This window comes from Streptomyces sp. BRA346 (genome assembly GCF_052851135.1).
Genome location: NZ_JAIWIH010000052.1, coordinates 16,544 through 38,533 on the forward strand (window position 1 = coordinate 16,544; position 21,990 = coordinate 38,533).

Annotated in this window: 24 protein-coding genes and 1 pseudogene; 14 read left to right on the forward strand and 11 right to left on the reverse strand. The window is 69.5% G+C overall.

Translation table 11 applies throughout. From position 1 onward, the window contains the following. Nucleotides 1-104: 104 nt before the first annotated feature. The 3 genes from LCH29_RS39700 to LCH29_RS39710 all read left to right on the forward strand — a co-directional run bounded on the left by LCH29_RS39700 (nt 105) and on the right by LCH29_RS39710 (nt 1,525). Nucleotides 105-515, forward strand: a complete 411-nt coding sequence (locus LCH29_RS39700) for a winged helix-turn-helix transcriptional regulator (protein ID WP_446466542.1) — start codon at nt 105-107, stop codon at nt 513-515. A gap of 237 nt (nt 516-752) precedes the next feature. Continuing rightward, on the forward strand, nt 753-974 hold the full coding sequence (locus LCH29_RS39705) for a hypothetical protein (RefSeq protein ID WP_446466543.1): 222 nt from the start codon (nt 753-755) through the stop codon (nt 972-974). Between the two features lie 71 nt (nt 975-1,045). After that, a complete protein-coding gene (locus tag LCH29_RS39710) occupies nt 1,046-1,525 on the forward strand; it encodes a DUF2231 domain-containing protein (protein ID WP_446466544.1) in 480 nt (159 codons plus the stop codon). A gap of 595 nt (nt 1,526-2,120) precedes the next feature. Here the strand turns inward: LCH29_RS39710 and LCH29_RS39715 are convergent. Further along, complete coding sequence (locus LCH29_RS39715; RefSeq protein WP_446466545.1) at nt 2,121-3,053, reverse strand: oxidoreductase; 933 nt, start codon at nt 3,051-3,053, stop codon at nt 2,121-2,123. Nucleotides 3,054-3,167: 114 nt separating this feature from the next. Here LCH29_RS39715 and LCH29_RS39720 point away from each other — a divergent pair, with 114 nt between their 5' ends. Further along, nucleotides 3,168-3,761 (forward strand): acyl-CoA-like ligand-binding transcription factor, encoded by a 594-nt coding sequence (locus LCH29_RS39720; RefSeq protein WP_059191192.1) that lies wholly within the window; start codon nt 3,168-3,170, stop codon nt 3,759-3,761. Nucleotides 3,762-4,003: 242 nt separating this feature from the next. On the opposite strand, the gene LCH29_RS39725 is transcribed toward LCH29_RS39720, so the two are convergent. The 8 genes from LCH29_RS39725 to LCH29_RS39760 all read right to left on the reverse strand — a co-directional run bounded on the left by LCH29_RS39725 (nt 4,004) and on the right by LCH29_RS39760 (nt 8,469). After that, on the reverse strand, nt 4,004-4,210 hold the full coding sequence (locus LCH29_RS39725; protein ID WP_446466546.1) for a hypothetical protein: 207 nt from the start codon (nt 4,208-4,210) through the stop codon (nt 4,004-4,006). Nucleotides 4,211-4,225: 15 nt separating this feature from the next. Beyond that, nucleotides 4,226-4,660, reverse strand: coding sequence for a hypothetical protein (locus LCH29_RS39730; protein ID WP_446466548.1), 435 nt, complete (start codon nt 4,658-4,660; stop codon nt 4,226-4,228). Next, on the reverse strand, nt 4,614-5,318 hold the full coding sequence (locus LCH29_RS39735) for an amylo-alpha-1,6-glucosidase (RefSeq protein WP_446466549.1): 705 nt from the start codon (nt 5,316-5,318) through the stop codon (nt 4,614-4,616). The genes LCH29_RS39730 and LCH29_RS39735 overlap by 47 nt, the downstream gene beginning before the upstream one ends. Before the next feature lie 26 nt (nt 5,319-5,344). Continuing rightward, nucleotides 5,345-5,590: a hypothetical protein gene (locus tag LCH29_RS39740; RefSeq protein WP_446466550.1), complete on the reverse strand. Its 246-nt coding sequence runs from the start codon at nt 5,588-5,590 to the stop codon at nt 5,345-5,347. Nucleotides 5,591-5,608: 18 nt separating this feature from the next. Then, complete coding sequence (locus tag LCH29_RS39745) at nt 5,609-6,649, reverse strand: hypothetical protein (RefSeq protein ID WP_446466551.1); 1,041 nt, start codon at nt 6,647-6,649, stop codon at nt 5,609-5,611. A 33-nt stretch (nt 6,650-6,682) separates the two neighbouring features. Next, on the reverse strand, nt 6,683-6,862 hold the full coding sequence (locus LCH29_RS39750; RefSeq protein ID WP_446466552.1) for a hypothetical protein: 180 nt from the start codon (nt 6,860-6,862) through the stop codon (nt 6,683-6,685). A gap of 162 nt (nt 6,863-7,024) precedes the next feature. After that, nucleotides 7,025-7,501, reverse strand: coding sequence for a hypothetical protein (locus LCH29_RS39755; RefSeq protein WP_446466553.1), 477 nt, complete (start codon nt 7,499-7,501; stop codon nt 7,025-7,027). Between the two features lie 320 nt (nt 7,502-7,821). Beyond that, entirely contained in the window at nt 7,822-8,469 is a 648-nt protein-coding gene (locus LCH29_RS39760; RefSeq protein ID WP_446466554.1) for a TetR/AcrR family transcriptional regulator, read from the reverse strand. 152 nt (nt 8,470-8,621) lie between these two features. Between LCH29_RS39760 and LCH29_RS39765 the strand changes: the two genes are divergently transcribed. The 4 genes from LCH29_RS39765 (at nt 8,622) to LCH29_RS39780 (ending at nt 13,060) form a co-directional block, all read left to right on the forward strand. After that, complete coding sequence (locus LCH29_RS39765) at nt 8,622-9,551, forward strand: MBL fold metallo-hydrolase (protein ID WP_446466555.1); 930 nt, start codon at nt 8,622-8,624, stop codon at nt 9,549-9,551. 126 nt (nt 9,552-9,677) lie between these two features. Beyond that, nucleotides 9,678-11,279 (forward strand): MFS transporter, encoded by a 1,602-nt coding sequence (locus tag LCH29_RS39770; protein ID WP_446466556.1) that lies wholly within the window; start codon nt 9,678-9,680, stop codon nt 11,277-11,279. Beyond that, nucleotides 11,276-12,220, forward strand: coding sequence for a fumarylacetoacetate hydrolase family protein (locus LCH29_RS39775; protein WP_446466557.1), 945 nt, complete (start codon nt 11,276-11,278; stop codon nt 12,218-12,220). Before LCH29_RS39770 ends, LCH29_RS39775 begins: the two co-directional genes overlap by 4 nt. A gap of 75 nt (nt 12,221-12,295) precedes the next feature. Then, entirely contained in the window at nt 12,296-13,060 is a 765-nt protein-coding gene (locus LCH29_RS39780; protein WP_446466566.1) for a CoA transferase subunit A, read from the forward strand. A 264-nt stretch (nt 13,061-13,324) separates the two neighbouring features. Here the strand turns inward: LCH29_RS39780 and LCH29_RS39785 are convergent, their stop codons facing one another. Next, nucleotides 13,325-14,221, reverse strand: a complete 897-nt coding sequence (locus tag LCH29_RS39785; protein ID WP_446466558.1) for a LysR family transcriptional regulator — start codon at nt 14,219-14,221, stop codon at nt 13,325-13,327. Nucleotides 14,222-14,347: 126 nt separating this feature from the next. Between LCH29_RS39785 and LCH29_RS39790 the strand changes: the two genes are divergently transcribed. The 5 genes from LCH29_RS39790 to LCH29_RS39810 all read left to right on the forward strand — a co-directional run bounded on the left by LCH29_RS39790 (nt 14,348) and on the right by LCH29_RS39810 (nt 19,658). After that, nucleotides 14,348-15,349 carry an MBL fold metallo-hydrolase gene (locus LCH29_RS39790; RefSeq protein WP_446466559.1) on the forward strand — a complete coding sequence of 334 codons (1,002 nt, stop codon included), beginning with the start codon at nt 14,348-14,350 and terminating at the stop codon, nt 15,347-15,349. Nucleotides 15,350-15,370: 21 nt separating this feature from the next. Further along, entirely contained in the window at nt 15,371-16,741 is a 1,371-nt protein-coding gene (locus LCH29_RS39795; protein WP_446466560.1) for an MFS transporter, read from the forward strand. A gap of 59 nt (nt 16,742-16,800) precedes the next feature. Beyond that, nucleotides 16,801-18,192 (forward strand): alpha/beta hydrolase family protein, encoded by a 1,392-nt coding sequence (locus tag LCH29_RS39800; RefSeq protein WP_446466561.1) that lies wholly within the window; start codon nt 16,801-16,803, stop codon nt 18,190-18,192. A 216-nt stretch (nt 18,193-18,408) separates the two neighbouring features. Then, nucleotides 18,409-19,263, forward strand: a complete 855-nt coding sequence (locus LCH29_RS39805; RefSeq protein WP_446466562.1) for an IS5 family transposase — start codon at nt 18,409-18,411, stop codon at nt 19,261-19,263. After that, nucleotides 19,260-19,658, forward strand: coding sequence for a hypothetical protein (locus LCH29_RS39810; RefSeq protein ID WP_446466563.1), 399 nt, complete (start codon nt 19,260-19,262; stop codon nt 19,656-19,658). The genes LCH29_RS39805 and LCH29_RS39810 overlap by 4 nt, the downstream gene beginning before the upstream one ends. A 147-nt stretch (nt 19,659-19,805) precedes the next feature. On the opposite strand, the pseudogene LCH29_RS39815 reads toward LCH29_RS39810, so the two are convergent. Further along, a pseudogene (locus LCH29_RS39815) lies at nt 19,806-21,021 on the reverse strand (IS256 family transposase); the annotation flags it as partial. A gap of 208 nt (nt 21,022-21,229) precedes the next feature. Here LCH29_RS39815 and LCH29_RS39820 point away from each other — a divergent pair. After that, nucleotides 21,230-21,553 carry a hypothetical protein gene (locus LCH29_RS39820; RefSeq protein ID WP_446466564.1) on the forward strand — a complete coding sequence of 108 codons (324 nt, stop codon included), beginning with the start codon at nt 21,230-21,232 and terminating at the stop codon, nt 21,551-21,553. Nucleotides 21,554-21,990: the final 437 nt, after the last annotated feature.

The window sequence follows — 21,990 nt, forward strand, 5'->3', positions numbered from 1 at the left end:
GCCCAAGCTTGATTCCTACGTTTTGTGCGTAGCGCCATGATGGGCCAGTATGGAAGTCGATACAAAAGGCACATCGGTGTTCGTGCCGGAGAGGAATGTGCGTCATGGAGGTCACCGGCAGTTCGGACGGCGCGGCGGCGGTGGGGCCCTGTGCCCGCATCCCCGCCGAGCACATGGAGTTCATCCGGCAGGTCCTCGACCGCGTCGGCGACAAGTGGAGCCTGCTGCTCATCGCGGTGGTGGAGGCCGGCCCGCTGCGCTACACCGACCTGCAGCGCCAGGTCCCCGGAATCTCCCAGCGGATGCTCACCCTCACGCTCCGCCAGCTCCGGGAGGACGGTCTGATCACCCGCACCGCATACGCGGAGGTCCCGCCGCGCGTCGAGTACTCCCTCACCCCGTTGGGGCGTGGCCTCCACGAGATCGTGACCTCCCTGATCGGCTGGGCCGCCGACCACCACGACGAGATCCGCGAGCACCGGGCCCGCGCCGCGGCACCAGCAGCCCGGTCCTGACCGCAGGATCAGCGATCGGCTGTCGGCGTCGGGTGCACCGCGGATGCCCGACGCATCGTCTAGGTAGATCACATCGGGCCAACATTGACACACTGTGCCATCTGATGCATCTTGGGCCACATGCCGAGAGCGAGCGGACCGTCGGCCAGGTTCTCTTCACCGGGGTCGACAGCGGCTTCGGTCCGGGCCGGATGCACGTACCGACGCCGAACACCGCACTGTCCGGCCTCGGCAACCATGACGCCGACGCGCCCGGCGCACCGGGAGCCGCCCCCGACAGTCGGGCGCCTCGCTCGGCAGACCCTGCTGAACACCCTCGTCACCATGGCGGTGGCCGGTCCCATGGCCATTCGAGGCGTCTCGCCGGGCAACCAGGCCAACGGCGCCGCCACCGTCGCCACGGTCCAGCCGGGGACCGGTGTGGAGCAGACGGCCGCCGGTCGTCCGCATGTCGGCTGACTCGTCAGAGGGCTGGCACGAGTCGACCACGGCCGAGCCGGCATTCACGCACTAGGGAACGAGAGCGAGCAGTGTTCAAAGAATTCATGGGTCTCCCCCTGCACCCGCTTGCGGTGCACGCGGCGGTAGTGCTCATCCCGTTGCTGGCGCTGGGCGCTGCTGGATACGCCATGCTGCCCTGGTTCCGCCCCCAGTTGGGCTGGGTGGTGTGGGTGCTCGCGGTGGTGACTCCTCTCATGGCGATCGTCGCCCGGGAGTCCGGTGAAAGCCTGCAGGAGGTGGTCACCGAGAAGCACTACCCGAGCAGCGTGCTTCACAAGGTGGCGCAACACGCGGACTACGCCGACACGTTGCAGCTTCTCAGTCTGGGACTCGGTATAACGACCATTCTGTTGTTGCTGCAGATTCGATCGAAGCGTGGAGCCCGTATGCCACGCTGGGCGCCTGCGGCGCTCGCGGTCGTCGTGGTGGGCCTCTCCGGCCTCAATCTCGTCTACTCGTACCTGGCCGGCGACTCGAGCGCCAAGCTGGTCTGGACCGGCGTGCTCTGACGCGCCGTCGGGCTTCGGTGGCGGTCAGGCAGTTCGCCGCCGTCCACGCAGGACGGGGTGGCGGTGGACGGCCTGACCGGAAACGCCGGAGTGGTTCGAACCGCTGCCCGGGGCCTGCGAATGGGGGCCGGGCCGAGGGCGTGACGGGCGGCTGATCGTCGCGACCAGCTCCACACCGGTCCGGCCTTCGACGGCATACAGCGTCCGTGGGAGCGTCGAGGCGGCTGCTCCGCCGCCCGCCAGGTCCCCGGTCGGCCCGTCCGACCTCGCTCCGCGGTGCTGAGAAGCCTCATTACCGTTCTCACCGAGTTCGCGCCGGGTGCTGACATGCGCGGCCGCTGGGATACCGGGGGATACGGGCGGGACGTCGGCGATCACCAGCGTCGGTGCCGAATCCGACGCCTCTGGCGTGCGGCGGCGTGGGTCTGTCGAGGGTGCGGGCGACCCACGCCTACGTCGGTGCCGCGCGGTCAGTGCAGGTCCCGCCGGGGAGTTCTCGGGGTGGGCGAGCTGGCTGCCGGTTTCCATGCGCGGCCCGGCGCGTCCCATGGACTACTTCTCCTCGGAATACGTGACGACGCGCATTGGCCGCTGGTCATGCCGAAGGGGCGGGTGCGTAGACCACACCGGTCAGCTCCTCGGACAGCACCCACAGGCGGCGTGCGGTGTCAGGGTCCTGCGCCGCAGGGTCGGGGCGGACGATCGTGGGATGTCCGCGCAACTCCTTCCATCCGTCGGGGCCGAAGAACTGCCCGCCTTCGACGTCCGGTGCCGTTGCGGCGCGCAGTTGGGGAAGCGCGCCGATCTCGACGTCCTGGGCGAACAGCCGGTTGACGAGGGCGCCTCCCACCCGGAACAGGCCGGTCGGGCCGGTGCGCTGGAGGTTGGTGGCTGTGATCCCGGGGTGGGCGAGCAGGCTGCGTACCGGGCTGTCGGCCGCGCGGAGCCTGCGGTCGAGTTCCAGGCCGAAGAGGACGTTGGCGAACTTCGACTGGTCGTAGTACTTCACGCGCTGGTACTTCCGGGCGCCAGAGAGGTCGTCGAAGTGGATCTGCCCGCCGTGATGTCCGATCGAGCTGACGGTCACCACACGCGGGTCGCGCCCCTGCCGCAGCAGGTCCATGAGCAGGCCGGTGAGGGCGAAGTGGCCGAGGTGGTTGCCGGCGAACTGTGACTCGTGGCCCTGGGGGCTCAGCGTTCGGGGTGGCGTCATGACACCGGCGTTGTTGATCAGGACGTCGACCTGCAGGGCGTCGTCGTGCGCGCGGGCGCCGAAGGCCTTGACCGAGTCCAGGTCGGCGAGGTCGAGATGGCGCATCTCAAGGCTTGCGTCGGGATCGGCGGCGCGGATGTCGGCGACGGCCCGGCGGCCCTTGGCCTCGTTGCGTACGGCCATGACGACGTGCGCACCGTGCCGCGCCAGGTGGCGGGTGGTGGCCAGGCCGAGGCCGCTGTTGGCTCCGGTGACGACGAAGGTCCGGCCCGTCAGGTCGGGGATGAGGGATGCGGTCCATTTGCTGTCTGACATGAGACCCAGACTGCCGCTGATGACACAGTGAGTCAAGAAGGGCCTGGAGGGACTCACCTGGCTCGGACTAGCATCGGTGTCGTGGGAGATGCGAAGACGGCCCCGGTGGCCAACATGGCGGAGCGCAAGCGCCTGCTCGTGCGCAGCGAACTGGCGGAGGCCGCGGTCAAGCTGCTGGCCGACCAGGGATTCGAAGAGACGACGGTCGACCAGATCGTGGCCGCCGTGGGAATGTCACGCCGTACGTTCTCGCGCTACTTCGATTCCAAGGAAGACGTGATCGTGCACATGCTGGCGGAAGCCGGCGTGAGGCTGTGCGCGGAGCTGAACGCCCGGCCCGCCGACGAGCCGCCCGCGGTGGCGTTGCGTCGTGCCCTGTCGGTGTTCACCTCGATGAGCGTCGGCAATCCGGCCAAGATGCTGCGCGTGAGCAGGCTGATCCTCGACACCCCGGCCCTTCTGGCCCGCTTCCTGGAGCGGCAGTCCCAGTGGCAGGCCGAGATGACCGGCATCCTCGCCCTGCGTGCCGGACTGGACCCGGACGTCGACCTGCGTCCTGCCGTCGCTGCTGGTGTCGCCCTGACGGCCTTCCAAGCCGCCCTGCGCCGCTGGGTGGACAGCGACGGCAGCGAAAGCCTGGACGAGGTCGTCGATCAGGCTCTTGCCCTGGTTGGACCGGTGATCGAACTCGGAGTCGATGCGGGCTGACCGACTCCGAACTGGATATCGGCCCGTCACAGGGCGACTGGTCAACGCGCAGAAAAACCCCGCTGTGGGCTGGATCCTGTGCGTCCTGCCAGGTTAGAGAACGTGGGCATGCCGAGGACCATGGTGCGCTGACGAGTCTTCTCCGCGTCGAGCTGGGCGAGCTTGTCCTGGGCGCCGGCGAGGCTGATCTCGAGTTGCTGGCGCTTTCAGCTCTGCCTCCGTTGTGCTGCGTCTGGGGTCGGTCAGGACCGTTCGTGGAAGACCGTCAGCGCTTCTGACGCCAGCACGCTCGCGTTGCCGTCGGTCTTGATGGTGATCTGTAGCGGCATGTCGGCCACGCGCAGTCCCTTCAACGTCAGCGGGCCGTACGCCTGGGCGAAGGTAGGGACGGCCGTGGTCTTGCCGCCGGGTACATCCGCCTCCAGTCCGAGGGCGGCCTGGAGCACCATGGCGGCTGACGCCGCCTATGCCTGCGGCCGGCAGGAGGCGGGGTAGGGCGCGGGGCGGGTGTCGGCCTGGGCGCCGTGGCCGGCGAAGAGTTCGGGTAGGCGGGCGTCGAAGTCGGCGGATGCGGTGAGCAAGCCGGCCGCGAGCAAGGCGGCCGCTTGGGGGAAGCCGGCCCGGACGAGGCCGTGCACGGCGATCGCCGTGTCGTGCGGCCAGATCGAACCGGTGTGGTAGCCGTAGGGGTTGAAGCCTCCCGACTCGCTGCTCAGGGTGCGTAGTCCGTGGCCGGAGTCGAGGTTCGGTGCGCTCGGGCGAGCCGCGACCAAGGCGCATTCCTCGTGGTTCAGCAGGCCGGTGCCGAGCAGGTGGCCGATGTTGGACGTGACCGAGTCGACGGGCCGGCCGTCACGGTCCAACGCGACGGCCGGGTAGGAGCCTTGGGAGTCCTGCACCCAGAACCGCCTGCGGAAACGCGTGGCCAGTCGCTCGGCCCAGTCCTCCCACTCGTCGGCTCCCGGCCGGCCCGAAGGCACGCAGCAGCGCGGCTCCGCCGCGCGCGGCTTCATAGGCGTACGCCTGTACCTCGCACAGTGCGATCGGGGATGCGGCGAGGAGCCCGTCGCGGTGGCGGATGGAGTCGTCGTGGTCCTTCCAGCCCTGGTTGGCCAGGCCACGGCCGGTCTGGTCGACGTACTTGAGGAAGCCGTCGCCGCTCGCATCACTCTGCTCGCGCATCCATGACAGGGCCGCCTCAGCGTGCGGAAGGAACTGTTCGACCTCCTCAGGAGCGAGGCCCCAGCGACAGGCGTCGTGCAGCAAGATGATCCACAGCGGGGTGGCGTCGATGGTGCCGTAGTAGACCGGCGGCAGGATGAGAGTGCCGCTGAACTGCTGCGTCGTACGGAGCACTTCGTGCAGGATCTTGCCGGGCTGTTCCTCGGTAGTCGGATCGGTGTGGGTGCCTTGGCGGCGTGCGAGGGTGCGCAGGGTGCCGGCGGCTAGCTTGGTACCAAGGGGCAGGAGCATGCGGGCCGCCCACAGGGCGTCGCGGCCGAAGAGGGTCAGGTACCAGGGGGCTCCGGCGGCCAGGAACTGGTCGGTGCGGCCCACCGGGGTGCCGGCGGGGAGCGGGTCGGTCAGCGCAGCCGGTCCAGGTCGGCGAGCGACTGCTGCAGCCGGCGGTCCAGGCGCCGGTCGGCGCTGGTCAGTACGGGCATGCTCCACGGCACCTGCGTGGGCGGGGCCGGGAACTGGTCGCCCTCGGCCTGTGCTGCCGTACAGGTCAGGACCATGGTCCAGGACTGGCCCGAGGACAGGTCGATGTCGTACGACAGCTGCCCGGCCTGCGTGTCCGAGGCGGGAGTGGCCCGTTGACCACGCATGGTCAGCCGTCGGGCAGATCACAGTGGGCTCGGGCCTCCGCCGTATGGGTGCGCGGCTCGGACGTACTGCATTGCTGTGCAGGGGGACAGGCCGAAGAGGCGGATGAGGTGGACGGGGTCGGCAGTGTGTTTGGCCTCGTCGAGAATGCGGTCCATCCGCAGGCGTCCGACCTGCAGGCCCAGTTGGCGTAGTGGTTTGGTGATCGCCTGCGGGTTGACGGCGGGGTGGGTGTCGTCGACGGCGGTGCACACGGTCACAAGCAGATAAGGGTTGGTGCTGGTCGGCCAGCGGCGATGGCGTTCGGCCCGCCACAGTCGGGCCAGGCGGAAGGTGAGGTCGTCGAGGTACAAAGTGTGATCGAGTTTGCCCCGGCGTCGTACCAGGAGCGTGCCGCGGCTGAGGTCGAGGTCGTCCAGTAGCAGATGGCGTTGGTCATGGCTGCTCAGAGCGTGCACGGCGGCCAGGACGAACGTGAGCTGGTTATGCACGGACGGCATGCGGTCGAGCGCGCCCCGCAGGCGGTCGTCGGGCAGCGGCCTGGGCAGGGTAACGGCGCTCGCGGTGGAGACGCCTCTGGCCGGATCGCGGAAGATCAGCTTTTCTCGTTTGAGCGCACGAAACAGCGAGCGCAATGCGGTGGCCAGAGACACGGCTGCATGCCCCCGCTTCGGCTGGAGTGCCGTCTCGACGTCGCTGCGGGTGATGGCCCGCAGATCGGTGACGCCGTCCGCGTACCACGCGTACAGCACGGGTGCGGCCAGGCGCACGTAGCCGGAGACCGTGGAAGGCGCGAGTGGCCAACTCGGCTGCGAGGCCTGCCCGCACAGGACGTCGATCCACCGGTGCACCAAGGGGCGGAAGGGGCCCGGTGCGTCATCCGCCGCGCGTCGGGCCCGGACCAGGTGCGCGTGTGCACTGCGGTCGGGGACGAGGCGGCCGGTCAGCCGCAAGTAATTGATCACCCGAGCGCCGCTGAAGTAGCTGCGGCTGGCCAGCAGCCGCACGTCCTCCTCCAGCAGCGGGGCTTCGCCACCCAGGTAGGCGAGCAGGACACGCAAAGTGCGGATGCTGGGCCCCAGAGCCTGCATCCTTCAGCCGCGGGCGCGGATGTGGGTGACGAAGCCGTCGAGCACCTTCTTGGCCACCGGCGTCAGAGCGGGAAGACGGCGTTCGTCCAGCCGGTTCCAGTCGCGCGCCAGGTGGAACAACTCCAACTGGCCCGGCAGAGCGAGATGGACGGAGACCGGGCGAGCCGCCCGCGACGCTGCCACGGCCGCGCGCCGCTTGATCTGCAGGCGCCGGCGCCCGTACAGACCGCCCTCACGGGCGCGTGTACAGATCAGATGCAGGGCAAAGCGCCGACTTCGGCGTCCTCCAGAACAGCGAAGTCCCCGGAGCCCGCCCTTGCCGCTCCTGACCGAGCGTCACTCTGATTACGCCGAGCTACTTGTCACTTCGCCGTAGCTTCGGGAGAACAGGGCCACTTGGGGCTGGATCTCTTGGGCGGTGAAGCCGTCGGCGGCTTGCCACAGAGCCCTGTGGGCAGGCGTGAGGATCCTGTCGAGGGTAGTGGGCGTGGTGGTGGGCATGGACATGGACGGTCCCTCTCCGTCAAGGGGCTCACATGACGGCGGCGGCCGGAACCGCGTGTGGGGGCGCCTGAACAGGGCGTGCGTCAGGAGACCGGCGGCATGGGGAATCTTGAGGACGTCGGCGGTTGTGCGGGTGGTGTCCCGGACGATGGCCTGCAGCCGGGCCGCGTCGGCGAGGGTCCGAGGCTCCGGGTCGATGATGCAGACGGTGAGCAGGGCGAGGCCGGTCGCCAGGTCGATGATGGGCTCGCCGACGTAGGACGAGATGCCGATGGCGTCGACGACGTGGTTGCCCTGGAACCGAGGAGAGGCGTCCACCCTCCACAGCGGCAGACCACGCCTGCGTGTGACGGCCTCCCGGGCACCAGCCGTGGCTGCGGCTCATGCTGCGACCGACGAATGGGATACCCAGCGTCCCCCGGAGGGTTGTGCAGGTCCAGGAACGGGTCTTCGAAGTTGAGCGGTGCGCCGGCTCGGTCTGCTGACAGGACGTCACAATTTGTGTGGGCCGGCAAGATGCCCGGGGGGCGTGCGTGATCATTTCTGTTCTCTGCGCAGAACGATCACGCAGGAGCCACGAGATTGCTTGATCGACAGGCCCAACGGCCTTCTGCCGCAAGGCGGCGTGAGGGGAACCGTCAGGGTTCCCCGGCGTGTGCCTCGTCGGCAAGAAGTCCCAGCAGGATGATGTCGAGCGCCCCGGCGAGCCGCTCGTGCAGGTCGAAGGGGGCCGGTTCCTCGCGGATCCAGCGCAGGATCGTCGAGAAGTAGCAGGCGGCCAGCAGTTGGCCGGCCTGGTCGCAGTCGACGCCTGCCCTGGTCTCCCCGCGTTGCCGCCCTTGCTCGACGATCCTGGCGAGTTCGATGTCCAGGGACGGGTCCTGCAGGAGGTACCCGTACCGCGCTGATGCGTCCATCAGGACGGTGGTCTCCGCGCGGGAGGCGACGTTGAGGTCGGCCATCTCCTTCAGGTAGCGGCGCAGCCGGTCGCCGACCGGCAGGTCCTCGGCGTGCTCCGCGCCGAGGATCTCGGCGACGCGGGCACGGCGGCGGACTCCCCATTCCTCGAGGAAGCCGACTTTCTGCGCGAAGTGGTTGAAGACGGTGGCCCGGGCGACGTCGGCGGCCTCGGCGATCTGCTCCATGGTGGTCGCCTCGTATCCCTGGGCGACGAAGAGACCGACCGCCGTCTCATACAGCTGGTCGTGCAGTTTCCTGCGCCTGCGCTCCTGGCGCCCGACGGCCGCGCCGTCCTCGGAGGCGGCTGCCGCGTCCCGGATCTTCATGGCCCCCAGTACAACACAGGCCCGCACACCTCTTGACCCCTTCCCGGCGCCTATCTAGATTCCTCTCCACTGATGGACTCCAGTCCAGCAGTGGATGCAAGTCTCGCACGGGTGATCGTGCGGGACGCTGATAAGGAGGCAACGTGGCTTCCGTGACATCCCAGACGGGCTGTATCGAGCTCGGACACGGCTGTTACGCCTGGATCGCGGGCGATACCGGATGGGGCATGAGCAACGCCGGGCTGATCACCGGCCGGGGCGCGTCGCTGCTCGTCGACACCCTCTACGACCTGCGGCTGACCAAGACCATGCTCGACGCGCTGGCGCCACTGACCGCCCCCTCACCGATCTCCACCGTGGTCAACACCCACGGCAACGGCGACCACTGGTTCGGTAACCAGCTCGTGGCCCACGCCGAGATCATCGCGGCCCGCGGGTCCGTGGCGGACATGCGGCAGGTGGGCCCCGCCGAGATGCGGGCGCTGACCGGCATGGACAGCCCGGCCGGACACTTCGCCCGCCGGATCTTCGGCCGCTTCGACCACACCGACATCGACCCCGTCCTCCCGCACCGGGTCTTCGACGGCGAGACCGTCCTCGACATCGGCCGGACGGAGGTCCGCCTCATCGACGTGGGGCCCGCGCACAGCGCCGGCGACACGATCGTCCACGTGCCGCAGACCCGGACCGTCTACACCGGCGACATCGTCTTCGCCGGAGCAGCGCCGGTCGTCTGGCACGGTCCCTTCGCCCGCTGGCTCGCCGCCTGCGACCTGCTGCTCGGCCTCGACGCCGACATCGTCGTACCCGGCCACGGCCCCGTCACCACCAAACAGGCCGTCCGCGAGATCCGCGACTACCTCGAATACGTCCATGAGCAGGCCACCGCCCGGTTCACCGCCGGAATGCCCGCCATGGACGCGGCCCGCGACATCCGCCTGGGCCGCTTCGCCGACCTGCACGAGAGCGAACGCCTGGCCGTCAACGTGCACACCGTCTACCGGGAGCTCGACCCCTCACTGCCCCCGCTCGACGGCCCCATGCTGTTCGGCTGCATGGCCGAGCTCTGCCCCCGCGTCTGAGAACACTCTCCGCCTGCCCGGACGAGGCCCCACCCTCCGCCGACCGGCGCACCGCCCCTCCGGTACGCGCAGCTCCCCACCATCCCCCTCGGGCCGTATGTCCCGCCAACCCTCCAAGGAGGAGACATGGTCTCCACCCCTGCCTACGACCCACCCGCCGCCCCGCTGTCGGATGCCGCACCGGCTGCTACGGCACGCCACACCGGCACGATCATCGCCGGCTGTCTGGCCGTCTGCCTGGCCCAGATCGGGCTCGTCCTGCCCGCCGCGATCAACGGCGTCATGCAGCGCACCCTCCAGACGTCCGGCGGAGAACTGACCTGGATCAGTGACGCCTTCCTGGTGCCCGCCGCCGTCCTCGCGCTGACCTTCGGCGTCGTGGGCGACTTGTACGGCCGAAAGAAACTGGTGGTCGGCGCGGCACTGCTGTCCGCCGTCGGCTACCTGGTGTCCACCACCTCCGACTCCGCAGCGCAGTTGATCACCGGTCAGGCGATCTCCGGCATCGGAGCAGCGGCGCTCTTCCCCGCCTCCCTGTCGATGGTCACCGCCATCACGCCGACACCGGCCGCGCGAGCCAAGGCCTTGGCCTCCTGGACCACGGCCCTGTCGCTGGGTGCCCTGATCGCCCCGCTGATGTCCGGCAGCATCGTCGAACACGCCTCCTTCCAGTGGGCGTTCGGCGTGACCGGCGTGCTCGCCGTGATCACCGCGGTGGGTGCCTGGCTGCTGGCCGCCGAGTCCAGCGCCCCCGAAGGCCGCTCGCTCGACTGGCCGGGGCAGATCACCATCGCCGTGGCCATGCTCACCCTGCTGTACGGCATCATCCAGGGCCCCTCCGACGGCTGGAGATCGGCTTCCGTCGTCGCGTCCTTCGTCGCCTGCGCCGTGTTCATCGTCGCGTTCGTGACGGTGGAGAGCCGCAGAGCGGCCCCGATGCTGCGCCTGGAGCTGTTCCGCATCCCGGCCTTCGCGGCGTCGGCCGCGATGGCGGTGATCGGCATGTTCGGCTTCCTCGGCGGCGCGTACGACCTGAGCATCCGCCTCGGCGTCATCCAGCACCAGAGCCCCTTCCAGGCCGCGGTGCCCTTCCTGGTCATCCAGGGCATCACCCCGTTCATCTGGCCGTTGCTGGTCCGCCTGCTGCACCACGTCGGCCCCGGCCCCATGCTGGTCACCGGGTTCGTCTCGATGGCCGGCGCCCAACTGTGGCTGCGGGCGGTGCCGATCCACGAAACCGGCCTGGTGCCCCTGCTCGGGCCGCTGGTGCTCAACGGTGTCGGCTTCGGTCTGGTCGTCGCCGCCCTCACCGCCGCGGCCGTCAACGTCGTACCGCCCACCCTGACCGGCATGGCCAGCGCCACCACCAGCCTGGTCCGCGACCTCGGCCAGACCCTCGGCCCGGCCATCGTCGGCGCGGTCGCCCTCGGCATGGCCGCGCGTCAGCTCACCGGAAGCCTCGCCGACGCGGGCCTTACCCCCAAGGAGCACGGCATCGCCTCCGCCGTCCTGCACGAGGGCGGCCCGCTCGCCCTGCACAGCGCCGACCTGGGCCCGCTCAGTGCCAAGCTTGCCCCGCTCACCGAGCACGCCCTGGCAGGCGGCTACAACAACGGACTGATCCTCACCGCCGCCGCGTGCGTGACCGCCGCCGTGATCGCCGCCGTCTTCGTCGGCTTCCGACGCAGTGGCACGCGGCCGGCCGAGGCGCAGGAGAACGCGGCGTGAAGTTCGCAAGCTTCGTCCACGACGGGAAACGGCAGTCGGGAGTCGTCGCCGACGAGCAGCTCCACCCCTTCGAACACCCCGCCGACCTCCTGGACCTCATCGTGGAGGGCGAGGAGGCCCTGCGCGGGGCGGCAGAACGCGCCCTGACCGCCTCCCTGCCCGTGCCCCTGGCCGACACACGCCTGCTGCCTCCATTGCAGCCGCCCACCGTTCGCGACTACATGACCTTCGAGAGCCATGTGGCGGGTGTCGCACGGGGATACGGCGACACCGTGCCCGAGGAGTGGTACACCGCACCCGCGTTCTACTTCACCAACCCGTACGCGATGATCGGCGCCCACGACGACGTGCCCGTGCCTCCCGGCTGCCTCCGCTTCGACTACGAACTCGAAGTGGCCGCCGTCATCGGCAAGGCCGGCCGGGACCTCACCCCCGAGCAGGCACGCGACCACATCCTCGGCTACACGATCCTGGGCGACTGGTCCGCCCGCGACCTCCAGGGCCGCGAAATGAGGGTCAAACTCGGCCCGGTCAAGGGCAAGGACACCTCCACCACCCTCGGCCCCTGGCTCGTCACCGCCGACGAACTCGAACGCCACCGCGACGCCGACGGCCTCCTCGACCTCGCGCTCACCGTCGCCGTCAACGGCGAGACGATCGGGCGGGACCGACTGGCCAACATGGCCTGGACGTTCGAGGAGATGGCCGCCTATGCCTCCCGCGGCACCTGGATCCGTCCCGGCGACCTGCTGGGCTCCGGAACCTGCGGCAACGGCGGCTGCCTGGCCGAACTCTGGGGCCGAGGCGGCATCCTCGAACCCCCGCCGCTCGTCCCCGGCGACAGCGTCACCATGACAGTCGAGGGCATCGGCACCATCAGCAACACCGTCGTCGAGGGCGTCGCCCCGGTGCCCCTGCCACCTGCCCGCCGCAGGCGATGACCACCGTGCGATGAGCTCTGGCACCACCCCGGTGCCGGACACCGCGTCCGGCACCGGGGAAAGGGCATGAACAACCTGGACAAGGTCATGGCCTCGGCCGCCGAGGCCGTCGCCGACATACCGGAAGGGGCGTCGCCGGCGGTGGGCGGCTTCGGGCTGTGCGGCATACCCACCGTGCTCATCGACGCCCTGCACGCCCAGGGCGCCGGCGGGCTGCGCGTGGTCTCCAACAACTGCGGCGTGGACGGCCAGGGCCTCGGTGTCCTGCTGGCGGCCGGCCGAATCGCCCGAGTGACCGGTTCCTACGTCGGCGAGAACAAGGAGTTCGCCCGCCAGTACCTCGCCGGTGAACTGGAGGTGGAACTCACCCCGCAGGGCACTCTCGCCGAACGGCTGCGCGCAGGCGGCACCGGCATCCCCGCCTTTTACACCCCGGCCGGGGTCGGCACTCAGGTCGCCGACGGTGGCCTGCCCTGGCGCTACGATCCCGACGGCAGTGTCGCGGTGGCCTCGCCGCCCAAGGAGACACGTACCTTCCGCGGCCGGGCGTACGTCCTGGAGGAGGCCATGACCACGGACTTCGCCCTGGTCCGGGCCTCCCGCGGCGACCGGCACGGCAACCTCGTCTTCCACCGCAGTGCCGCCGACTTCAACCCCCTCGCGGCCATGGCCGGCCGGACCACCATCGCCGAGGTCGAGGAACTCGTCGAGCTCGGCGCCATCGACCCCGACGCCGTCCACCTGCCCGGCATCTACGTCGACCGGGTCGTGGGCCCCGTCCCCGCCGACGACAAGGGCATCGAGAAGCGCACCGTCCGCACACGTGAGGAGCGGCACTGATGACCTGGACCCGCGACGAGTCCACTTGGTCACCGCCGATGAGACGGCCCGGGCCTGCCCGGCCTGCGGAGTCTTCGCCACCCGGGTGAAGGGCTCCGCGACCACCGGCCCCGCGATCTGCCGTACGGCGAGAGCGGACTGGAGTTCCGCCGGCACAAGCGTCGCTGGTGGTGCCGGGAACCCGGCTGCCCGTGGCCAGCGGGATCACTGCGGCGACCAGTGCGTCCTGCTGCGGTTGTCACGGTGCCGCTCTGGCTCCCGCGATCACACCGTCCCGCAGCTGCGGTCGTTCCCTCGGCGCAGCAGGCCGTGCAGGGCCTGCGCCGCCGGGGACAGGGGCGCGGCGCGGCGCAGGACGTACGAGTGGCGACTCTGGGGCGGGTCGAAGGGGACGATGACGACCCCGCCCGCGCGGCCGAGTTCGGCGAGTGTGCGGGGGAGGACCGCGGCACCCGCACCGGCGAGGACCAGGTAGAGAGAGGATCCGCGCAACTCGGTCTCCACGGCGGGTGTGAACGCGGCTGCGCTGTCGACGCCCGCCCCGGCCAGCATGTCGACCACCATGTCGCGGACACCGGTGACCATTTCGAGGTCGAGCAGGTCGGGCACGCGCACGACGCCGCCCGGTGGCGGGGTGCTGCCGGGCGGCAGGGCGAGCACCAGGTCCTGCTCGGTGACGAGCTCGCCGGCGAGGTCGCGTTCGGTGGGGTCCAGGCGGTCGGTCAGGCCGAGTTCGACGGCGCCGGAGCGGACCGCCTCGCGGACTTCTTCGGGGCGCTCGGCCGAGGTGACGCGGACCCGGACCTGAGGATGACGCGACCGGAACTGCCCGATCACCGCGGCGAGCGGGTCGAGCAGCACGCCGGGCAGCGCGATGAGGTCCAGCCGTCCCGCGACGAGCCCCGACACGGCCTTCACCACGGCCCGGCCTGTCTCCATCTCTCGGACGATCAGGCGTGCCTGCCCGGCGAACGCCTCGCCTGCCGGGGTCAGGCGGACACCTCGGGGCATGCGGTGGAACAGTTCCGCGCCGAGATCGGACTCGAGCAGCTTGATGGCGTGGGAGAGAGACGGCTGGGAGACGTGCAGGGCGGCGGCGGCCGCGGTGATGCTGCCCTGGTCGATGACCGCGAGAAAGTACTCGATCTGCCTGCGCTCCACAGCCCCTCCGGTTTCAGCATAGAAATTTCCTATGTCCCTCCGAGGGTAATTGGTATTTGTCGTATGGCTCATGCGGGAGTGCAATCAAGGTGCCCAGTCGATCGCACTGTTGAGGAGCCGCACGCGATGAAGCAGATCACGTCGGGGACGGAGATCGTCCTGCTCGGTACGGCGGGAGGCCCCCGCCTTCGGACGAACCGAGCGGGCATCGCCTCGGCGGTGGTCGTCGGCGACGCGCTCTACCTCGTCGACTTCGGCTACGGTGCCTGCCGCCAGAGCAAGCTCGCCGGCCTGGACCTCGGCCATCTGCGGGCGGGCTTCGTCACGCACCTGCACTCCGACCACATCGCCGACCTGGCCAACCTGCTGCTGTTCGGCTGGTACGAGAACCTGGAGAACGTCACCCGCCCGGTACGACTGTACGGGCCCGGCTCCCGGGGCCGCGTGGCGGCGCCCTCGGCCGATCTCCGTGCGCAGGACGTGGTGTGCCCGGACGACCCGATGCCCGGCTTCGCCGCGACCATAGGCCACCTGACGCAGGCGTTCGCCACCGACATCAACGACCGGATGCGGGACAACGGCCGCAGCCACCCCGGCCGCCTCCTGGCGGCGTACGACATCGAGCTGCCCGCGTCGGTGCCGTTCGACCCGGAGACCGCTGCCGCGCCGCCGATGGACCCCCTCACCGTCTACCGGGACGACCGGGTCGAGGTGACGGCGGTCCTGGTCCAGCACGCGCCGATGAGCCCCGCCTACGCGTTCCGTTTCGACACCGCCGACGGGTCGGTGGTCTTCTCCGGCGACACCGGGGTCTGCGACAACGTCATCACCCTCGCGACCGGCGCCGACGTGCTGGTCCACGAGGTCATCGACGAGCAGTGGGTCCAGCGCACCCACGGCGCCGTGGACACCCCCCGCGCGCGGGCGACCATCGCGCACCACACAACGGCGCACACCCCGATCCCCGACGTCGGCCGCGTCGCCCAGAAGGCCGGCGTCGGCACGCTCGTGCTCAACCATCTCGTCCCCGCCCAGATCGACCGTCCCCGCTGGCACGAGGCCGGTGAGCACTTCACCGGCCGTCTGATCGTCGGCGAGGACCTGGAGAGGATCCCGCTCGTCCCCTGACCCGCGTCCCCGGAGGCTCCGATGTCGCAGCCCACCCCTGCCGCGCTCACCCCCTCCCCGCCCTCCCCGACCCAGCTCCGCCGCGTGGCCGTCTCCGGACTGCTCGGCACCGCAATGGAGTTCTACGACTTCCTGCTGTTCGGCACCCTGGCCGCGCTGGTGTTCAACAAACTGTTCTTCCCCAGCCTGGACCCGACGGTGGGCACCATCGCCGCCTTCGGCAGCTTCACCGCCGGCTATCTGGCCCGCCCGATCGGCGGCCTGGTCATCGGCCACTTCGGCGACCGCGTCGGCCGCAAGTCCATGCTCATGGCGACCATGACGACGATGGGCCTGGCCAGCTTCCTGATCGGGCTGCTTCCCACCTACGCCACGATCGGGATCTGGGCCCCCGTCCTGCTCGTCCTCCTGCGCACCGTCCAGGGCTTCGCCATCGGCGGCGAATGGGGCGGCGCGGTGCTGATGACCACCGAACACGCGGGCAGCCGCAGGCGCGGCTTCTGGAGCAGCTTCACCGTCATGGGCGCCCCGCTCGGCTCCCTGCTGTCCACCCTGGCCGTACTGGCCGTGTCCTGGCTCCCTGACAAGCAGTTCCTCGCCTGGGGCTGGCGCATCCCGTTCCTGTTCAGCATCGTGCTGCTCGCGGTGGGACTGTTCGTCCGCTCACGGGTGACGGAGAGCCCGGCCTTCGCCGCGCAGAAACGCAACAGCCCCAAGCCCTCACGACTGCCCGTCCTGGAGGTCCTGCGGCATCCGCGCAACCTCGTCCTGACCACCGGCCTGGGCCTGGGCCCCCTGGTCATCCAGGCCTTGTGGAGCACGTTCATCATCACCCTGGCCGTCAAGGAAGGACACGCCCGCTCCACCGTCCTGCTCGTGCTGGCCATCGGCTCCGCGATCTCCCTGCCGATCCTGCCCGCGGTCGCCGCCCTGTCCGACCGCTACGGCCGCCGCCCCGTCATGCTGAGCGGCGCCATCGCCACCGTCGTCCTCGCCTACCCGCTCTTCCAGACGCTCCAGTCCGGGGCGACGGCCGGCATGCTCGCCGCCCTGTTGCTCGGCCGCTGCGTGCTTCAGCCGCTGATGTACGCTCCCTGGCCCGCCGTCACCGCAGAGAGCTTCGGCACCGGCCACCGCTACACCGGCGCCTCCCTGGGCTACCAGCTGTCCTCCCTGCTCGGCGGCGGTTTCTCCCCGCTCATCGCCACCAGCCTGCTCGCCTACGGCGACGGCAAAGCCCACTTCGTCGCCCTGTTCGTCGCCGCGTCCGCACTGGCCACGATCGTCTGCATCTGGCGCATCGCCGAAACCCGCGACGCCGACCTGTCACCCCAGGAACCGGCCACCAGCGAGACAGGCGGGCGGCAGGAGGCCGGCAACCCGGTCAGCTGACCGCCCGCTCGCCCAGGCACCACACACCCGCTGACCCACCCTCCTCGAAGGAGACCCCTGTGGCACCCAGAGCCGCCCGCCACGCACGCCTTGTCGCGGCCGCCCTCACGACGCTCCTCCTGGCCACCGCGTCGCCCGCCGCGCACTCGGCAACGAACGACACCACCCACGTCGAAGGCCAACTCCCCTCCGGCGCCACGTACATGATGGACGTCCCGGCCGGCTGGAACGGCACCGTCCTCGTCTACAGCCACGGCTACGTCGACCCCGGCAGCAGCAACCCGGCCCGCGACGCGCCCGACAGCACGACCCAGTCCCTGCTCCTGGCCCAGGGATACGCACTCATCGGCTCCTCCTACGCCACCACCGGCTTCGCCATCGCCGACGCGGTTCCCAGCCAGATGCAGACCCTCGACGCCTTCACCAGCCGCTTCGGCCCGGCCCGCCGCACCATCGCCTGGGGCGACTCCTTCGGCGGCCTGGTCACCACGGCGATCGCCGAACGCGACGGGAACCGCATCGACGGATCGCTGTCGATGTGCGGCCTCGTCCAGGGCGGCGTCGCCAACTGGAACGACGCCCTCGACACAATCTTCGCCCTCAAGACCCTGATCGCGCCCGACGCCGACATTCCGCTGACCGACCTGTCCTCCCCACAGGCCGCCGCTGACGCCGCCGGCGCACTGAGCGCCGCTGTCACCCAGGCGCAGTCGACTCCCCGTGGCCGGGCCCGGATCGCCCTCGCCGCCGCCCTGCACAACATCCCGGTCTGGAACTCCGCGAACCAGACCCGCCCCGCACCCACCGACTGGGCCACCCAGGAGGCCAACCAGTACACGGCGATCCTGGGCTTCCTGCAGCGCACCTTCATACGCCGGCAGGACGCCGAGGCCCGAGCGGACGGAAACCCCTCCTGGACCACCGGGGTGAACTTCGCCGCGCTGCTGGCGAAGTCCTCCGTGGCCAAGGAAGTGGGCGAGCTCTACAAGTCCTCCGGCCTGTCCCTGACCGGCGACCTCACCACCCTCAACCACGCCCCCCGGATCAGTGAGAACTCTGCCGCCCTGGCCGAGACCAGCACCACCAGCGCCCTCACCGGCAAGCTGACCAAACCCCAGATGAACATCCACACCATCGGCGATCCCACCCTGCCGGTGCAGGTCGAGAACGCCTACCACCGCACCGTGACCGCAGCCGGCTCCGGTGCCCTGCTGCGCCAGGCATACGTCGACAACGCCGGCCACTGCGCCTTCAGCCCGGCCGAACGCCTCGGCGCCCTCACCACCCTGGAAGACCGCATCACCACCGGCCACTGGCCCGACGCCGACGCCACCGCTCTCAACAACCGCGCCGCGGCCGCCGACCCCACCACCCCGGCCCGCTACACCGCCTACCGGCCCGGCCCCTACCCGCGCCCCTACGATCTCGCTCACCCAGCCGACCGCCCCTGACCCGGGGTTTACCACAGAGGCCGGGGTCGCCTGCCATCAGAAGGCCCCGGCCACGTAGGCTGAGTTCACATTTCCCGTGTGACTTTCTCCGGCCATTCGGGCTTGTCTGTTCTTAGTGGACGTTAAGCCCGATCTTCCTCGGTTCGTGGTCGCTCGATCGAGGTACTGATCGCCGGGCAGGCCATCCGCTGGGCATGCGCATGCTGAGATGCGGGCATGGAGCGAGAGCCGTACCCCAGCGACTTATCGGATGAGCAGTGGGCGTTGATCGAGCCGATGATCACGGCCTGGAAACAGGACCGGGTGGCCCGGTCGGCGACCGGCGATCCCGGGTCCTGCGATCTGCGGGAGGTCGTGAACGCGATCTTCTACCAGAACCGGACGGGCTGCCAGTGGCGCTACCTGCCCCATGACCTGCCGGCCTGGTCGGCGGTGTTCTACTACTTCGGCCTGTGGCGCCAGGACGGCCTTGACCAGCGAATCCAGGAACTCCTGCGCTGCCAGGTACGGGAGAAGGCCCGCCGATTAGAGGACCCGTCCCTCGTGATCATCGACACCCAGTCCGTCCGCGCGGCCGCGGGTGTCCTGAAGACCACGACGGGACTGGACGCCAACAAGAAGGTGTCGGGCCGCAAGTGGGGACTGGCCGTCGACGTGCTGGGGCTGATCATCGGCGTCGTCGTGCTGGCCGCATCCGCCCACGACAACACGGCCGGCACCGCCCTGCTCGACCAGGCCGCCGAGCGGTGCGGGATGCGTCTGGAGAAGGCCCTGGTGGACCAGGGCTTCAAGGACGAAGTCCTCATCCATGGCGCGTTGTTGGACATCGACGTCGAAGTCGTCCGCCGCAACCCGGCCGACCAGGGCAAAGGCTTCGTCCCGCAACCGAAGAGGTGGATCGTGGAGCAGGTCAACGGCACGTTGATGCTGCACCGGCGTCTGGCCCGCGAGTACGACTACCGGCCCGACACCTCCACCTCACGGGTCTACTGGGCCTCCATCGCGAACATGACCCGCCGCCTCACCACACCGACCCCGGCCTGGCGCGACACCCTCGAGCTGGCCGCGTGAACATCACCGAGCTCCCGGACAGCCTCCAGGTCCAGCACGACGAGAGCGCGGCCCGGGCCGGTGAACTACGCGACCAGATCGCGCAGTTGACTGCCGCCCTGGCCGAGACCGAAGCGCGACTCGCGGAGCTGGCTATCACCCGGAAGGTCATCGCCGAACTCGCACCGGCTGGAGGCGAACTCGAACCGCCCGAGACGACCACCGCCTACCAGGCCATCGTGAACGCCTTCAACCAGCACCCCGACCAGGAATTCCGAGCCCGTGAGCTGCACGAACTCCTCGGCATGCCCACCGACGAGGCATCGGTCAACGTCACCCGTGCTCGTCTCGGACGACTCGTCCGCCAAGGCTTCCTCACCCAACCCGGACGAGGCCGCTACCAGAAACGGACTTAACGTCCACTCAAGCCCTACGGGATCTGGAACTTGAAGGCCCGGTACGACGCGGATGAGAGTGTGGCATCGAACACCACTTTCCCGGCGGAGGTGAATTCCGACAGTCGCGGGTCTGTGTAGCGAACGGTGGAACTCGGTCGGTTTTGTTCAGCGTCGTCCGGCGGTGAGCCGGCCGTCGAAGGTGATGTCGAAGGCTTGGAGTGCGGCCTTCCAGCGCATGGTCCAGCGTTTGCGTCCGGTGCCGGTCGGGTCCAGGCTCATGACGGCCAGGTAGACGCATTTGAGGGCGGCCTGGTCGGTGGGGAAGTGTTTCCGGGCCCGGACGGCCTTGCGGATCCGCGCGTTGATGCTCTCGATCGCGTTCGTGGTACAGACGATCTTCCGGATCTCCACGTCGAACCGGAGGAAGGGCACGAACTCCGCCCAGGCCGCCTCCCAGCGCCGGACGATCGCCGGATACTTCCCGCCCCAGGCATCGCTGAATTCCACGAACCGCTCCAGCGCGGCCTCCTCAGTCGGCGCGGTGTAGACGGGCCTGAGCGCCTTCGCGACCTTCTCCCAGTCCTGCCGGGCCGCGTAACGGAAGCTGTTCCTCAGCAGGTGAACAACGCAGGTCCGGACGATCGTCGCAGGCCAGACGGTGTTCACGGCGTCCGGGAGCCCGGTCAGGCCGTCGCAGACCAGCATCAGGACATCGGCCGCGCCGCGGTTCTTGATCTCGGTCAGGACCTGGAGCCAGTACTTCGCGCCCTCCCCGCCGTCGCCGATCCACAAGCCCAGGATGTCCCGGTGCCCCTCGGCGGTGACCGCCACCGCCATGTAGACAGGACGGTTGGCGACCTGCCCGTCCCTGACCTTCACGTTCACACAGTCGATGAAGACGACTGGATAGACGCTGTCCAGCGGACGGTTCTGCCATTCCGTCATGCCGGCCATCACGCTGTCGGTGATCGTGGAGATCGTGGACTTGGAGATCTCCGCTCCGTACACCTCGGCGAGATGCGCGGAGATCTCCCCATGCGTCAGCCCCTTCGCCGACAACGACAGGACCATCTCGTCCACCCCGCCCAGACGCCGCTGCCGCTTCTTGACCAGTTGCGGCTCGAACGATCCGGCCCGGTCTCGCAGCACCGCGATCTCGACCGGCCCCCGACTCGGTGATCACCGTCTTGGAGCGGTGCCCGTTGCGGTAGTTGTCCCGGCCGCCCTCGGCCCGCTCACCGGGCTCGTGCCCCAGATGATCGGTGAGCTCGCCCTCCAGCACGGACTCCAGCACCCGCTTGGTCAACTGCTGCAGCAGGCCGCCCTCCCCGGTGAGCTTCACCCCGCCGGCCTGAGCCCGGCAACCAGCTCGGCGACCAGCCCGTCGTCAACGGCGCTCGTCCCACTCACAGCGGCCTTCCCGGCCTCGGTGTCACTCGTCACGTCAGTCATCAACTGTCGCTTCCAGCTCGGGAGTTACACCACTCACCGTACAGACCCCATCCACGGAGTGAAGGCGGGCAGCTGGCTACACCGCCAGCTCACCAGCTGCCGACCTCGACCCCGGCCAGCGCGCCCTGCTCGCCCGCATGGGAATCACCCCCGACCGCGCCCTCCTGGAACAGGAACACGCCGCGGGCAGGCCGAGCACATCGCGGCGGCGCACGTTCGCGCAAACCACCGAGATCCTCGGGCTCTTCGTAGCACGGTGGGGACGCACCCCCGGCGCCCGAGAGCGGATCGAGGTGGACGGCGACCGTGTCATGATCGGTCCCTGGCTCGCCAAGGTCCGCACCAAGCTGAACAATGATCAACTTCCCTCAGAACAAGAAGAGTTGGTGTCCGCTACCCGTGCCGAGCACGGCATCGATCTGGTCTGTGCTCCTGGGACCATCGGACCATCAAGCGGCTGAGGTTTGGCCGCTGAGCTCAGTGCGACAGCAGACGCGTTCGCTCGCTCCCGGCCATCTCCAGTGAAGCGGGGGAGTGGCAGAACTCGAATACTCCAAAGTTTTGGAGACAAGGAAGCAGCGGCACACAGGATTGGCACGGCTCGACGTTCCAGTCGTAACTGACGATCCGTCACCAAGCACCCAGTCGGGTAGGCCAACGCCCACCGCCCTCTGCTGCTAGCCGAATTAACCTGCACCCCAGTCATGTTGGACTTGAAAAGCGAAGGCGAGTCGGGGAGGAGGCACGATCGCGGAGCGATCGGGACACCGCACCGACGACCAAACTCCGATCCGCGGAGCGGATCCGGTCCCGGAGGGACCGAGCCCAGCACCCGCGGAGCGGGTGCTGAACCGACGCGTAGCGTCGGCGCGTCGTTCCTGCGGAGCAGGACGCGCGC

What these genes read in the sequence shown, in the direction of transcription:
- LCH29_RS39790 (WP_446466559.1), top strand. Translation starts at nt 14,348, where the DNA reads ATGAAGCAGATCACGTCGGGGACGGAGATCGTCCTGCTCGGTACGGCG.
- LCH29_RS39795 (WP_446466560.1), top strand. Translation starts at nt 15,371, where the DNA reads ATGTCGCAGCCCACCCCTGCCGCGCTCACCCCCTCCCCGCCCTCCCCG.
- LCH29_RS39760 (WP_446466554.1), bottom strand. Translation starts at nt 8,469, where the DNA reads ATGAAGATCCGGGACGCGGCAGCCGCCTCCGAGGACGGCGCGGCCGTC.
- LCH29_RS39805 (WP_446466562.1), top strand. Translation starts at nt 18,409, where the DNA reads ATGGAGCGAGAGCCGTACCCCAGCGACTTATCGGATGAGCAGTGGGCG.
- LCH29_RS39725 (WP_446466546.1), bottom strand. Translation starts at nt 4,210, where the DNA reads ATGGTGCTCCAGGCCGCCCTCGGACTGGAGGCGGATGTACCCGGCGGC.
- LCH29_RS39700 (WP_446466542.1), top strand. Translation starts at nt 105, where the DNA reads ATGGAGGTCACCGGCAGTTCGGACGGCGCGGCGGCGGTGGGGCCCTGT.
- LCH29_RS39720 (WP_059191192.1), top strand. Translation starts at nt 3,168, where the DNA reads ATGGCGGAGCGCAAGCGCCTGCTCGTGCGCAGCGAACTGGCGGAGGCC.
- LCH29_RS39740 (WP_446466550.1), bottom strand. Translation starts at nt 5,590, where the DNA reads ATGCGTGGTCAACGGGCCACTCCCGCCTCGGACACGCAGGCCGGGCAG.
- LCH29_RS39705 (WP_446466543.1), top strand. Translation starts at nt 753, where the DNA reads ATGACGCCGACGCGCCCGGCGCACCGGGAGCCGCCCCCGACAGTCGGG.
- LCH29_RS39820 (WP_446466564.1), top strand. Translation starts at nt 21,230, where the DNA reads ATGGGAATCACCCCCGACCGCGCCCTCCTGGAACAGGAACACGCCGCG.
- LCH29_RS39770 (WP_446466556.1), top strand. Translation starts at nt 9,678, where the DNA reads ATGGTCTCCACCCCTGCCTACGACCCACCCGCCGCCCCGCTGTCGGAT.
- LCH29_RS39715 (WP_446466545.1), bottom strand. Translation starts at nt 3,053, where the DNA reads ATGTCAGACAGCAAATGGACCGCATCCCTCATCCCCGACCTGACGGGC.